This is a genomic window from Oscillibacter sp. 1-3, assembly GCF_000403435.2.
Classification (GTDB): domain Bacteria; phylum Bacillota; class Clostridia; order Oscillospirales; family Oscillospiraceae; genus Oscillibacter.
Window position 1 is genome coordinate 21,475 of sequence record NZ_KE159714.1, and the last position, 12,217, is coordinate 33,691.

Consider the following 12,217-nt stretch of genomic DNA (forward strand, 5'->3'; position numbering starts at 1 on the left):
GCACTCTGTTTTTCGCCACCAGGAAGGGCTGTCCAGTTTTCTGGACAGCCCTTCCCGATTGATATTTGGTTACGCATAGAAGTTGACGCTGTTAGGTATTCCAACGAACATATAGCAGTAGGTGATGCCATCGTGCTGAGTCACGCCCACACCGATACAGTCGCATCTGGGATCAATCATGGTTTCGAAGTGACCGGGGGAGTTGATCCAGTTGTCGACGGCGCGTTGGGCGGCGTCGGCTGTGCCGGTGAACACGGTGAGATTGGACCCGAAGCCGTAGGGGTAGCCAGCGTCAACAGCGGCCTGACTCTCCTCCGGGGCGTGGTGCCAGGTGTAGCGCCGGTTGGAGCAGACTTGAGCGGCATTCATCAGGGATTCACTGACTGGTAGCTCCGGCACCCCGTTGTCCTTTCGGGTCTGGTTGATGAGGCGGATCATCTCCTGCCGTGTCTCCAGGTTGTCCGTCAGGCTGGCGCTGTCTACGCTGACGGGAATTTCCGGTGCAGTAGGGACTTCCGAGCCGACCGTCAGTGTCACGCTCCCGCATTCCCCAGCGCTGTTGGATGCGGTGATCACTGCGGTTCCCGACCCCTTGGCGACAGCCACCCAGAAGGTCAGCACCTGCTCCACCGCCACCGTGTCCGGGTCGCTGGAGGTGACGGTGTACTCTGTACCACTGGGGCCGATGATAAGGCCGCTGCGCTCTCCCACCTCCAGGGTACTGCCCTTGTAGCTGCTCACCCGGATAGGCGGGGCCTCCGCTGCCGTGGCGGGGATGGTGAGACCGATAGTGAGGGCGGCTGCCGTCAGCGCGGTGGCAATGCATTTTTTCATGCTGTTCATACTTTTTCCTCCTGTATTTCGTATTTTGTGGTGCTTTTGCAAGCAATACAATACTGGAATGGAGTCCGTAAGTCGAGTGATTTTCGAGAATAAAATGTAGAAATACAGAGGTGAAAAGCAAGCAAATTACATAGTCGACAGGATTTTAAGAAATCTGCTTATCATTGTAGACGGAGGTGCAATTCATCGCTTGATACCTCCCCCAGAGTTGACAGTCGGTTTAAGACAGTCTGATTCAAATTTGACCACTTTCTTGGCTTGGAACAATATTGCTTCAGACCTGGAACTCCAAGCGCCGCAAGGATTTCTGACCACATAACCAGCCACAGACAGGCGTGGAATATACGGAAACCCTGTTTGTAAAGAGTGTCGGAAAGCAAATGAAATGGAGCAAAAACGGCTATAAACAAGCGAAAAATATACAAAAAATATTGCCATGGCAGTTGGTAAGGATGAGGTCGGCAGTTCGAATCTGCCCAGCAGCTCCAGAAAACTCCCGAAATCGCAGGATTTCGGGAGTTTTTGTTGCAGTTTTGCAAAAATTTATGTGGGTCAGAATGTGGGTCAACCAGTCTGACCCACACCGTGACCCACACGGCGAAATGTCCGGAGAGGGACAAAGAGTGCCAGACAGGAAGTTCTGCCTTTCTGCCTGGCTTTTTGCGTCCTCTGTGGGTGGTTTTACATGACCTGCGCCATAAAATTCCCCATGGTCTCCGCCGCCTGATCCTGCATCTGCCGTGTTGCGTGGGTGTAGGTGCGGAGGGTGAAGCCCGCGTCGTAGTGCCCCAGCATACTGCTGACCGTTTTCACGTCCACGCCATTTTGGAGAGCCAGGGTTGCGAATGTGTGTCTGAGGTCATGAAAGCGGATGTGTTCCAGTCCAGCGTTTTTCAAAATCTTTTCGTGGAGCTTCACCACGGAGTCCGGGTGGTACATCTCTCCGGTCACTGGCGAGGGGAACATGTACTGGTTGTCCGGGTGTTTGCTGTGTTCCTGGATCAGCAGATCCACCGCATCCTGTGGAATGGACACCTGTCGCACTGAGGTCTCCGTCTTTGGCCTGGAGAGCATCACCTCGCCGCTGGGGTTGCGGACATACTGCTTGCTGACGGAGATGGTCTTGTGTTCTACGTCGAGGTCACTCCAGAGGAGCGCCACCAGCTCACCTTTGCGCAGACCGCTGACCAGCTCCAGATAAAACATAGGCAGGACATCTCTGGCGTCGGCTGCGTCCAGATAGGACTTGAGGTGCTCGGGGAGGAGCGTCTTCATCTCCACTTTCTGTACCTTGGGAGCGATGCAGTCATCAGTGGGGTTCCTGGGAATCAGCCGTTCTTTCACCGCTCTCTCGAAGGCGCAGTGGAGGGTGAGGTGGACGCTCCTTACTGTGGTACTGCTTAGGCCAGGGTTGCCCTTGCCGCTATGTGTCTGGACTCTGCCGTGCTCCATCAGGTCTTTGTAGAGTTTCTGGAGATCACGGGAGGTCAGCTTCTTGAGCTTGATCTTTCCGATGCAGGGAATGGTATAGGTCTCGATAATCAAGTAGTAGCGGTCTGCCGTCGCTGGCCGGACGTTGGGCTTGGCGTAGAGTTCGTACCAGCTGCGGAGCCAGGTAGCTACCGTGTAATCCTCACTGCGGCTCACATCCAAACCTGCATTCTCCTGCTGGGCTTGAGCCAACTTTTTCTTGACCTCTGCCTGAGTTTTGCCGAGGACGTTTTTGATGATCCTTTTGCCAGTCTCGGAATCGTACCCAGCGGTGTAGCGGCCCTCCCAACGGCCATCCTTTCGCTTGCGAATATTGCCTTCACCGTTTGCTCGTTTCTTTGCCACTGTTATTCACTCCCATTTCTGATGTCGCTGTCATCTTCGTCCATGCACTCCGCTACCAGTCTGACACCCAGCCGGGAGCCCAGGATGAAATTTTCGGTTGCTGTGATACTGTTAATCTCATGCTGTGACCGGATAAGCCTTGTGAGAACGTATTGACCATCCTCATTGAGGAGTTCCATCAGCTGCTCCTCGCACTTAGCAACACGCTCCACCGCTCGCTTCAGCTCTGAGCCAGGTGTCATCTGCTGCTCGCAGGGCGTGATGTTGCCGTAGTAGAGATCTTCCAGGGTTTTTCTCATTTCCACCTACCTCCTTTGCAGCAACACACAATACCCTAACTCCGTGCCAATAGCTACCCCCAACCAGAAACTTTTTTGAGAACTTTTTTCCGGTGGGCTTTTATCTTTGTATCGGCGTGACAAAAATTGATACGCCTACATCCCGCCCATGGTCATGCCAGTTTGCGTCTCCCCATGATCGTCCGGCTTGTGCCCCATGGCGATTTTCTTTTCTCTGAGCTGTGCCAGCCGTTTGCGGTCAATCTGAATACCACCGGGAACAGACGGAGCCGGGACCTGATCCTGAAAGATACGACTTATGTGGCGGAGCAGCCGCGTGACGGACAGCATCACCGAGGACGGCCTCAGGTTGTCCCAGCGGTCCAGGAAGAACTGAGCGTACTCGTTCCCCTGAGAGACTGACTGTGAGAACCAGTAGTGGGCCTGCTCGCGATTCTGCTTGTCCAGATACAACTTGCCTAGAGCATACTGGGCGTACTGGTCCCCGGTTTCAGCGGACTGCGTGAGGTACCCAACTGCTTTAGACATATCCTGCTCCACGATTTTACCCCTGAGATACTCTTTGCCCAATCGGTAGGCCGCACGGTCACCCCCATTGTGGGCGGCATACTCCAGCCACTGGATTCCCAAATTAGTGTCATGCACTTCTGGATCATCGGTGAGGTACAGCTGCCCCAGAGCGTACTGCGCTGGCACATGACCCTGTTGGGCTGACTGATCGAACCAGTATTGGGCTTCCACGCTGTCCGGGATCAGCACCGGACCGTCCCGGTAAAGCCTGCCAGTGAGATACTGCGCACAACGGTCACCGCTTTCGGCCTTACTAATCAGTTGTGCCGCCGCCTCATCTCTGTCCGCCATCGTAGCGGTGTCGTCTTGCGTGACCATCCAAAGCTCCCAGCAGTTGTATGGCAGGTCAGAGAACTCTGTGGACTCATGTCAGCGCCAGTGATAAAATGTAAGAAAACGCCGAGGAAAAAATGTAGTTTAGTGGCGGAGGTGAAGGGAAAAAGATAGACTCCCAATCAGGGCGAGAAAGAGCCCGGAAAGGGAGTCAGAAAATGAAAGGAGCACAGTGGATGGATATCCGAAGCGACAGACAAAAAGGGCTGAGCTATGTGGAGCTGGGACGGAAGTACCACATGGACCCGCGGACGGCAAAGCGGTACGCGGAATCGCCGCAGAAGCCGGAGTACACATTGAGCGAACCCAAGCCAACAAAGATGGACCCGTACAAGCAGATCGTGGACGAGTGGCTGGAAGAGGCGCCGTATTCAGCGTTGCGGATACTGGAGAAGCTGCGGGAGATGGGGTTTGACGGAGGTTACAGTATTGTCAAGGCGTATGTGAGCAGCCGGAAGATGGACTTGAATGAGAAAGCAACGGTGCGGTTTGAGACGATGCCAGGAAAGCAAGGGCAGATGGACTGGGGATTCTTCGAGGATCACCTGGTATACGAGGACGGAAAGTGGAAGAAGCTGTACTGCTTTCTCATGATTCTGGGGTACTCAAGGATGCGGTACATCGAATTTGTCACAGATATGAGCACAAACACGTTGATACGGTGCCATCAGAACGCGTTTCGGTATTTCGGAGGCTACCCGGAGGAGATTCTGTACGATAACATGAAGCAGGTAGTCATCAAGCGGCTTTTGAAGCAGGAGGACTCCACACTAAACCGGCAGTTTGAGGACTTCGCGGGATTCTATGGATTCAAACCCATCCTGTGCCGGCCATATCGTGGTCAGACGAAAGGAAAAGTGGAGCGGACGGTGCAGTTTGTGCGGGACAACTTCATGGTCGGGATCAAGTACAACAGCCTGGCAGATTTGAATGGACAAGCCTTGGCTTGGTGTAATAAGGTCAATGGCAAAGTCCATGCCACCACCAACGAGATTCCCTTTGAGCGGCTGCAAAAAGAGGGGCTGAGTCCTCTTTCCCGTGAGTACATCATCGACAAGATCAACCTTAGGCGGGTACAAAAAGACTGCCTCATCTCATACGCCGGGAATCAGTACTCCGTGCCAGCGGAGTACATCGGCAAAGATGTGGCAGTCGTGGCCCTCGACAGTATGCTGGCCGCCTACTATGAGGGAAAGCAGATCGCTCTGCATCGAATATCGTATCAAAGGAAGGACATGGTTGTCAATCCTCAGCACTATAGAAGGATTACGCTGAAACAGACAATAGATGCGGAAAATGTTCTGCTGGAACAGGGCAAAGTAATAGATTTCCCCTTGAAGCCCTCCGATTTATCCAGATATGACGAGGTGCTGTATGACTGAATTTACTATGGACAGGCTGAGGGAAAACCTGGAAGCCCTTAAAATGAAAAACACCCTGGAGATTCTGGACAACTACCTGGAACGGGCGGTGGCGGACAAGCTCAACATTGTGGAGGTTTTGGATCACATTTTCTCAGAAGAAGCCAAATCCAAGCGGAGACGGGCCTATGAGAAGCAGATCCAGATGTCTGGCTTTCCCATTAAGAAAACCCTGGACGACTTCGATTTCTCTTTCCAGCCCTCCATCGACAAGCGCCAGATCGATGAGTTGGCTACCATGCGCTTCCTGGAAAACGGGGAGAATGTGGTCTTCCTCGGCCCGCCCGGCGTGGGCAAGACCCATCTGGCCTCCGCTTTGGGCCTGGTGGCGGCACAGCACCGTTTCTCCACCTACTACATCAACTGCCACCAGCTCATTGAACAGCTCAAGAAGGCCCATTTTGAGAACCGTCTGCCGGACAAGCTCAAGGTTCTGGCCAAGTACAGGATGCTCATCATCGACGAAATCGGCTACCTCCCCATGGACATCCAGGGTGCAAACCTGTTCTTTCAGCTCATTGCCAGGCGGTACGAGAAAACATCCACCGTCTTCACCTCCAACAAAACCTTCTCCCAGTGGAACGAGGTCTTTGCCGACGTCACCATCGCCTCCGCCATCCTGGATCGTGTACTGCATCACTGCACCGTTATCAACATCAAGGGTGAGTCTTACCGCCTGAAGGAGCGCAAGGAATTTATGCGCCAGAAACAGCAAATCGTAAATACTCTTTTCCTGCAAGGAAATAACTGATTCTGTTACCCCCCCCCGCCGAAAAACTACAAAATTTCTTCGGCGTTTTCTTACAATTTCAAATTGGCGTTGACACACGGTACAGCAAGAAGTATCTGGCGGAGCATGAGGAGGCCCTGGCCTCCTATCGGGCGGCAAAGGCGGTGATTCATGACATTCTGGACGGGGCCAAGCTCCCCAGGATGGACGCGCTGAAAAAGGAGCGCCGGGAGCTGGCGGAGCGGAAGAAAAAACTCTACGCTCAATACCGGGCGGCGCAGCAGGAAATGCGGGAGGCGGTGGCGGTAAAGGCCAACGTCGATCATCTCCTCGGCCTGCCCGGCGGGCGGGAGAGTAAGGCCCAGGAGCGTTAGCAACGGGGCCGCAGACAGAAGCCTCTGGACACGGTGTCCAGAGGCTTCCGGCGGGTTTGGGGTGCAACCCCAACAAGCATTTTCGCAAGGCGAAAATGGCGAGTGTATTGACACTCGCCCTGCTTGCCGTTTGTGCGCTCCCCTGGAAACCCCCGCGAAAAAGGCCGGAGGCGTTCTTCCTACGCTTCCGACCTTTCACGGGCCTTGCGGATGCCCTCTGCGGCCCCCTCCATGATGATAAGTTCTTTTTCGTCCATGCCGTTCAGCATACGGTCAAGGTGTTTCCGGCGCTCGTCCTCTCCGTTGTGCCTGTCCGGGTAGAAAAATTCATCTACGGAAATATCCAAAAGGGTGACGAGCTTGTAAAAGGCGTTGAGGCTGGTGTGCTGGCCTCTGTTCTCAATATACATGATGGAGCGGGGGGTGAGGTCTACAAGCTGGGCCAGATGCTCCTGTGTCCAGCCTTTGGCCTTGCGTCTGCGCTTGATTTCTTTTCCCAAGGCGCGACAGTCCAGGCGTTTTTCGTATTGGTACATTCTCACATCACCCTTATATTATTTTACATTTCAGGGGCGAATATGAGAACGAAGCACAATTTTATATTTTAGTAGTATTTTATTTCGCCATCCTTGATATGACTATGCTTTTAGAGTTATAATGATTAAAAACTCTTTACTCTAGCATTATGCGAGAGTTTATAATAAATCAAGGAGGCGTATTTTTATGTTGCGAATAGGAGAGTTTTCAGCCCTTTCTCAAATTAGCATTTATATGTTGCGGCACTATGACGAAATTGGTTTGCTTACCCCAGAGAATATAGACAGGTTTACCGGGTATCGCTATTATAGTGAAACCCAGTTGCCTATTGCCAACAAAATACGGGCATTAAAGAGCATGGGTTTAAGTCTACCGCTTATAAAAGAAATTTTGACAAACTATTCCGAGGACTATGAGCTAAAAACATATCTGGAAACTCAAGCCGTATATCAAAAGGAAAAAATAGATTTGATGCAACGGCAGTTGACTTTAATAGAAAGTACAATCAGGCATTTGGAGTCCCCATCTCCAATCTCATCATATAGCGTAGCCTTAAAGGAATTTCCACAACACAATGCTATATGTTATCGCCAGATTATCACTACACCTGATCAGGAAGGAGTTTTATGGGTCAAATTGGCCGAGGAAACAAAAAATCTATGTCTACACTACACAAGTCCTCAATGGAATATAGCGATATTCCACGATGGACAATTTATCGAAGAAAATTTAGATGTCGAAGTGCAAAAGTCGGTTGTTGGGATATATCCTGATACCGGTTTAGCAAAATGCAAAACAGTAGAAGCGTTTACTGCTGCTACACTCACGTTTAAGGGACATTACATGAATTTGCCAATAGCAAACGAGGCAATCGCACGATGGATAACTGATAATCATTATAAAATATCCGGCCCACGTTTTAATATATACCATATATCCCCCAAAACAGAAAACTCCTTTGACGATATGATAACAGAGGTATGCTTTCCAATTCAATCAGAATAAAAAAGGTGCCGCAGTATGCGGCATCTTTTTTTGAAAAATCCCTTGACCCTCGGATAATGCAAGGGTTTACAATGCGGCTATGAAGGAGGAATGCAATATGGATAGCTTAAAATTACCGCATCGGACAGCGGACTATCTCTGCCCCGTCAATGGCTTGTGTGACATTTATGAATGGAAAACAGGAAAGCGAATACCCGAAGAATTGCTTTTCTTTTCCCGCCCCGGATTTCAACTTATATCACAGAAACGGGCGCTTTGCCCCAAAATGGTCTTTTTCGGCCAAGGCAGCATTGGTAAGGATCAATTCAAATACTGGCAGGGGTTAATTGGCTACAATCTGATAGCCGGAGAAGGGAAATCTTTCAAAACAACTATGGCTCAGATAAAATCTTTGTTTGAGCAGAATATACCCATAGTTCTGTTTGGCATGGATATGTACCACTTACCATATCATACAAATTTTTATCATACACAGCACATCCCAGGCCATGTCGCACTTATGGTTGGCTTGAATGAAGAAAATATATATGTGCATGACAATTCCAAACAAGGCGTTCAATGTATTCCGCTCAACGATTTACAACTTGCATGGGCCAATGACTATATTGGGATAAGCAAAAAGAACGCCTACTTTGCTATTGATATGCACCATCCAAATCTTGATATTTCTGCCATTGTGCAACAAGGACTGGCACAAAACGCTAACCTATATCTAAATTCACCAGTAAATTTTATCGGTCAGCGCGGATTAGACCGGCTTATTAAAGAAGTTCCGTCTTGGGCAGATACATTTTCAAAAGATGTATTGGAAAAAATATATTTGCATTTGATAGAGTTTTCCGGAAGTACAATACCAGAATTACCGAAAGAAATCAGCGGGGTTTCCTCTGGCGTAGTAAACCCACATCAAGGCGGACGGGATAAACTTGCCGCAGCTTTGCACAGATATAAAGATACTTTTGGTGTTCCTGAATGGGAAATTGCAGCAAACCATTTCCTTGCGAGTGGCTGTATTATTGAAACGATTGTGCATGAATGTGTGCAGGATGTTTGTAAAGGAAATTTTTCGTCCTCAAAAAAATATATCCCACTATTAAAACAGCTCCAGCAAAGCGAGTCGCTTGCATTTAGAAATTTGGAGCAATCACAGATACATAAAAAAAGGCGAATACTTGAGCATAGTTTGTAAGATGTTTTTGCCACTGAAACAACGGCAAATAAAAAAACCGTTGTTTCGGCGGCTGGTATCTGTGCGCTTAAACAAAGTATGGGTAGCCCTACGGCGGTTTTGAAATAACAAATTTCAAGGCCGCCGCTTTCTTTTGAAAAAACGGAAAACGGAGGGTGTGTTAAAGTCGCCCATTTTTAAGGACACGGCGGTATCCGGGAGGTATCGTCATGTCCTTTTTTATTCTGGCTCCCCCTAACTTGTCAAAAAAAGTATAGCCCCTCCGCCGGGTTACTCCGGCCACAAATGCGAAATTTGCCAGTACATAGAGAACTATGTCACTTCACGCGCCCGCACAGTACAACGCTGTGCGGGTGCTGTCGTTTCCTGCCGGCTCTGGACACCGTGTCCAGAGGCCCAGGGCGGTCCTCCCAGGTGCCGCTCTCCGCCTGCTCCTCCATTTCGATTTGTCCCTTTCCGCCCCGTATCGAAATGGAGGTTACTTATGACAACTATCAAATTGAATAACTACTATCCCCACCTGACCGAGCGTATCACTATGGAAGTGTCTGACGAGATCGCCGTGACCCTCTCCATCGGGGGCCGTATGTGTGACAGCTACAAGTGCCGCAAGCGGGAGCGCGGCGAGTGCTCCCTGGACAGCACCCCCGGCTTCGAGGCTGATGTGACCCGGCCCCCGTTGACCCCGGAGGAGATCATGGAGCTGGCCGAGGACCACGCCGCCCTCTATGCCGCTCTTGGCCGTCTCCCGCCTGTCCAGGCCCGGCGCGTCTACGCCCGTTTCATCCTGGGGAGGCGTGTGACGGCGATTGCCAGGGCCGAGGGAGTGAATAAAAGCCAGATCACCCGCTCTATTGAGTTAGGCTTAAAAAATTTGCGGGATATTTTGAAAAATCCCTGCTGACCGGCGCAACAAACCGCTAAAAATCCGACTGATAGGTGAGGAGGGACAAGCCTCCCGCCGACAACTGAATAGACAGTATTCCAGGCACAAAACCCGTGTGAATAGCGACAAAAGGCGCGCCGCCAGGATGGGAGCTCCGAGGAGGTGAACAGGGAGCGGACCGAGCGATCAACGCGAACCTTTGACCCAGCCCTGGCAGGCCGGGCGCGACGACAGCGCGGGGGATAATGAAACTTGCTCACGCCCTCCCATAGACTTGCGGGGGAACTCTGCGGTATGCGCCAGCCCTCTCCACGGGGGCAGCGGTACTGTGGAGCTATGACAGCCGGAGCCATCGGCGGCCTGGAATACTCCCCGCGCTGGGGGTGCGTGGCAAATACAGCGTACAACAAAAACCATGGGGGCCGCCCGCCTGGGTCCTGCCTGTCTTGCAACAGCCCAAACCTTTCCCGGCGCGGCGGCCCCGTTCGTGGATCGAAATGGAATACCCTGCTGGCCTCTGGACACCGTTGTCCAGACGTGGAGCAAGGTTGAAAGGCAGCACTTCCGGGTGCTGCCTTTCTGCGTTTCCCCACAAGACAGCGGGAACGAGAGGCAATCAACATCATTCTGGAGAGGAGGGCGCTATGGCCGATACCGCCGCAAAAGAGGAGTACACCTATCAGGTGGACAAAATCAAGTTTATTGTTACGCCTGTCTACAAGGAGGAGGGCGAGACGATGGGGGACATTCTCTTGAAGCTGATGCTGGCCGAGCTGGACCCGGCCTGACAATTTCCGAGACATCCTTAACATGGGCGGCCAAATGAGGTATAATATAAGTAGGATAAAACCTCTTGTTTGGCGGCTGGAAAGGAGGAAATTATGAAGCTGTCAAGCAAGAACAACGAGTTAGGAACGGCTGCCCTGTACTGCCGTTTGAGCCGGGACGATAACATGGATACCGAGTCCAACAGTATCAGTAATCAGAAAAAAATTCTCCAAAAGGCCGCAAAGGAAAAAGGCTATACGGACACCTTGTTTTTCGTAGACGACGGGATCACGGGCACGACCATGAAGCGGCCCGGCTTCCAGAAGATGATCCAGGCCATAGAGAACGGCTATATTTCGGCGGTGTTTGTTAAGGACCTTTCCAGGCTGGGCCGGAACTATATTGAGGTGGGCCGTCTGACGGAAGAATTTTTCCCAGCCCACGATGTCCGGCTGGTGGCTATCTCTGACGGAGTGGATAGCGACGAGGGCGAGAATGAGTTTACCCCATTCAAAAATATTATGAAGAACACGAGGCATTTGGGAGGGGTAAACTGCTAATTTCTCTCCAATTCGACAAATCAGTGTGCAACAATCAAATATCGCTGCTGTTACAGAATGTTTCCGTCTGGCTGCTGATGCGGTCAGGTGCTTTTTTTGCCCGATCACACCAGCCCAACAAAACGGTAGTAAATTTTAATGTCCTGGTGTCTTTGACCGTCTATGACGGTTCGTTCTCCAACTTCAATGCGGTCAATCAGTTCCTCAATGATTTCCCGGTTCAGTTCCTGCAAGTCCAGATACTGCCGGATGGTTCCGGCCCACTGGTGGATATTGGCGATGTCCTGCTGGGCTTTCCGTTCCCCGGCTAACAGACTGTCCACGCGTTCCGATTTCTGGATGCGTTCCTGCTCGTTCTTTTGAATCAGAACCGAGAAGGAATCGCCGCTGATTGCCCCGCTCACCTTATCTTCATAAAGTTTTGCGGTGATCCCTTCCAACTCCTCCAAACGCCGCCGCAAACGGCTGATTTCCTGTCGGCAGTCCTCCGGTTGCGCGGCGCTTGCGGATTGGATATGCTGTTTCAGCTTATCCAGTACAGCAGCTTCATCGGCTGCAACCGCTTTGCCATGCGCCCGGATTTCACTCAGCACCAGGTTTTTCAAGCTGATCTCAAAAATCCGGTGCCAGGAGCAGATGCTGTGCCCGGTAGTGGCAAACCGGGAGCAGAAATAAGAAGTATAGTGCTTGACAGTGCCATTTTTCCGGCGCTGTGTTTCGCGGGCGGCAACCAGAGGATGCCCGCAGTCCGCGCAGACCAGCTTTCCGGTAAACAGAGATGCTTGGGGCGGCGTATTGTTAGCGGAAATCTGTTTCGCCGCCTGATTGATTTTCTGGACAGCCTCCCACAGCTCCGGCCCGATAAT

14 protein-coding genes and 1 pseudogene are annotated in these 12,217 nt (G+C 51.4%); 8 read left to right on the forward strand and 7 right to left on the reverse strand.

The features are described 5' to 3' along the window. Positions 1-69: 69 nt before the first annotated feature. The 4 genes from C816_RS21370 to C816_RS21385 form a co-directional block, all read right to left on the reverse strand. Positions 70-843, reverse strand: a complete 774-nt coding sequence (locus tag C816_RS21370; protein WP_016324486.1) for a CAP domain-containing protein — start codon at positions 841-843, stop codon at positions 70-72. Between the two features lie 681 nt (positions 844-1,524). Further along, the gene (locus tag C816_RS21375) at positions 1,525-2,679 is read right to left on the reverse strand and encodes a tyrosine-type recombinase/integrase (protein WP_016324487.1); all 1,155 of its coding nucleotides are present in this window, start codon (positions 2,677-2,679) and stop codon (positions 1,525-1,527) included. 2 nt (positions 2,680-2,681) lie between these two features. Continuing rightward, the gene (locus C816_RS21380; RefSeq protein WP_016324488.1) at positions 2,682-2,978 is read right to left on the reverse strand and encodes a DUF6809 family protein; all 297 of its coding nucleotides are present in this window, start codon (positions 2,976-2,978) and stop codon (positions 2,682-2,684) included. A gap of 135 nt (positions 2,979-3,113) precedes the next feature. Next, a complete protein-coding gene (locus tag C816_RS21385; RefSeq protein ID WP_016324489.1) occupies positions 3,114-3,866 on the reverse strand; it encodes a tetratricopeptide repeat protein in 753 nt (250 codons plus the stop codon). Positions 3,867-4,057: 191 nt separating this feature from the next. Here C816_RS21385 and istA point away from each other — a divergent pair, with 191 nt between their 5' ends. From istA to C816_RS21400, 3 genes and pseudogenes are all read left to right on the forward strand, one after another. Continuing rightward, complete coding sequence (gene istA / locus C816_RS24095) at positions 4,058-5,263, forward strand: IS21 family transposase (RefSeq protein WP_016320838.1); 1,206 nt, start codon at positions 4,058-4,060, stop codon at positions 5,261-5,263. Beyond that, positions 5,256-6,053: an IS21-like element helper ATPase IstB gene (gene istB, locus C816_RS21395; RefSeq protein ID WP_016320839.1), complete on the forward strand. Its 798-nt coding sequence runs from the start codon at positions 5,256-5,258 to the stop codon at positions 6,051-6,053. The genes istA and istB overlap by 8 nt, the downstream gene beginning before the upstream one ends. A gap of 77 nt (positions 6,054-6,130) precedes the next feature. Then, positions 6,131-6,406: pseudogene (locus C816_RS21400) on the forward strand (hypothetical protein); the annotation flags it as partial. Between the two features lie 179 nt (positions 6,407-6,585). Here C816_RS21400 and C816_RS21405 read toward each other — a convergent pair. After that, on the reverse strand, positions 6,586-6,942 hold the full coding sequence (locus C816_RS21405; protein WP_016324491.1) for a helix-turn-helix domain-containing protein: 357 nt from the start codon (positions 6,940-6,942) through the stop codon (positions 6,586-6,588). Positions 6,943-7,129: 187 nt separating this feature from the next. Here C816_RS21405 and C816_RS21410 point away from each other — a divergent pair, with 187 nt between their 5' ends. Together C816_RS21410 and C816_RS21415 are read left to right on the forward strand one after the other, a co-directional pair. Beyond that, positions 7,130-7,948, forward strand: coding sequence for a MerR family transcriptional regulator (locus C816_RS21410; RefSeq protein ID WP_016324492.1), 819 nt, complete (start codon positions 7,130-7,132; stop codon positions 7,946-7,948). 97 nt (positions 7,949-8,045) lie between these two features. Then, positions 8,046-9,137: a DUF4872 domain-containing protein gene (locus C816_RS21415; RefSeq protein ID WP_016324493.1), complete on the forward strand. Its 1,092-nt coding sequence runs from the start codon at positions 8,046-8,048 to the stop codon at positions 9,135-9,137. Positions 9,138-9,454: 317 nt separating this feature from the next. Here the strand turns inward: C816_RS21415 and C816_RS25420 are convergent, their stop codons facing one another. After that, entirely contained in the window at positions 9,455-9,577 is a 123-nt protein-coding gene (locus C816_RS25420; protein WP_256378448.1) for a hypothetical protein, read from the reverse strand. Between the two features lie 44 nt (positions 9,578-9,621). On the opposite strand from C816_RS25420, the gene C816_RS21420 reads away from it, so the two are divergent. From C816_RS21420 to C816_RS21425, 3 genes are all read left to right on the forward strand, one after another. Beyond that, the gene (locus C816_RS21420) at positions 9,622-10,041 is read left to right on the forward strand and encodes an RNA polymerase sigma factor (protein WP_016324494.1); all 420 of its coding nucleotides are present in this window, start codon (positions 9,622-9,624) and stop codon (positions 10,039-10,041) included. 626 nt (positions 10,042-10,667) lie between these two features. Next, positions 10,668-10,811, forward strand: coding sequence for a hypothetical protein (locus tag C816_RS24425; RefSeq protein WP_016324495.1), 144 nt, complete (start codon positions 10,668-10,670; stop codon positions 10,809-10,811). Between the two features lie 93 nt (positions 10,812-10,904). Continuing rightward, complete coding sequence (locus C816_RS21425) at positions 10,905-11,351, forward strand: recombinase family protein (RefSeq protein ID WP_016324496.1); 447 nt, start codon at positions 10,905-10,907, stop codon at positions 11,349-11,351. A gap of 104 nt (positions 11,352-11,455) precedes the next feature. Here the strand turns inward: C816_RS21425 and C816_RS21430 are convergent. Beyond that, positions 11,456-12,217 (reverse strand): DUF4368 domain-containing protein (locus C816_RS21430; protein ID WP_040656516.1); only part of this gene is annotated, 762 nt, incomplete at its 5' end.

What these genes read in the sequence shown, in the direction of transcription:
- C816_RS21405 (WP_016324491.1), bottom strand. Translation starts at nt 6,942, where the DNA reads ATGTACCAATACGAAAAACGCCTGGACTGTCGCGCCTTGGGAAAAGAA.
- C816_RS21425 (WP_016324496.1), top strand. Translation starts at nt 10,905, where the DNA reads ATGAAGCTGTCAAGCAAGAACAACGAGTTAGGAACGGCTGCCCTGTAC.
- C816_RS21380 (WP_016324488.1), bottom strand. Translation starts at nt 2,978, where the DNA reads ATGAGAAAAACCCTGGAAGATCTCTACTACGGCAACATCACGCCCTGC.
- C816_RS24425 (WP_016324495.1), top strand. Translation starts at nt 10,668, where the DNA reads ATGGCCGATACCGCCGCAAAAGAGGAGTACACCTATCAGGTGGACAAA.
- C816_RS21415 (WP_016324493.1), top strand. Translation starts at nt 8,046, where the DNA reads ATGGATAGCTTAAAATTACCGCATCGGACAGCGGACTATCTCTGCCCC.
- C816_RS21420 (WP_016324494.1), top strand. Translation starts at nt 9,622, where the DNA reads ATGACAACTATCAAATTGAATAACTACTATCCCCACCTGACCGAGCGT.
- C816_RS25420 (WP_256378448.1), bottom strand. Translation starts at nt 9,577, where the DNA reads ATGGAGGAGCAGGCGGAGAGCGGCACCTGGGAGGACCGCCCTGGGCCT.
- istA (WP_016320838.1), top strand. Translation starts at nt 4,058, where the DNA reads ATGGATATCCGAAGCGACAGACAAAAAGGGCTGAGCTATGTGGAGCTG.
- istB (WP_016320839.1), top strand. Translation starts at nt 5,256, where the DNA reads ATGACTGAATTTACTATGGACAGGCTGAGGGAAAACCTGGAAGCCCTT.
- C816_RS21410 (WP_016324492.1), top strand. Translation starts at nt 7,130, where the DNA reads ATGTTGCGAATAGGAGAGTTTTCAGCCCTTTCTCAAATTAGCATTTAT.
- C816_RS21385 (WP_016324489.1), bottom strand. Translation starts at nt 3,866, where the DNA reads ATGGTCACGCAAGACGACACCGCTACGATGGCGGACAGAGATGAGGCG.
- C816_RS21370 (WP_016324486.1), bottom strand. Translation starts at nt 843, where the DNA reads ATGAACAGCATGAAAAAATGCATTGCCACCGCGCTGACGGCAGCCGCC.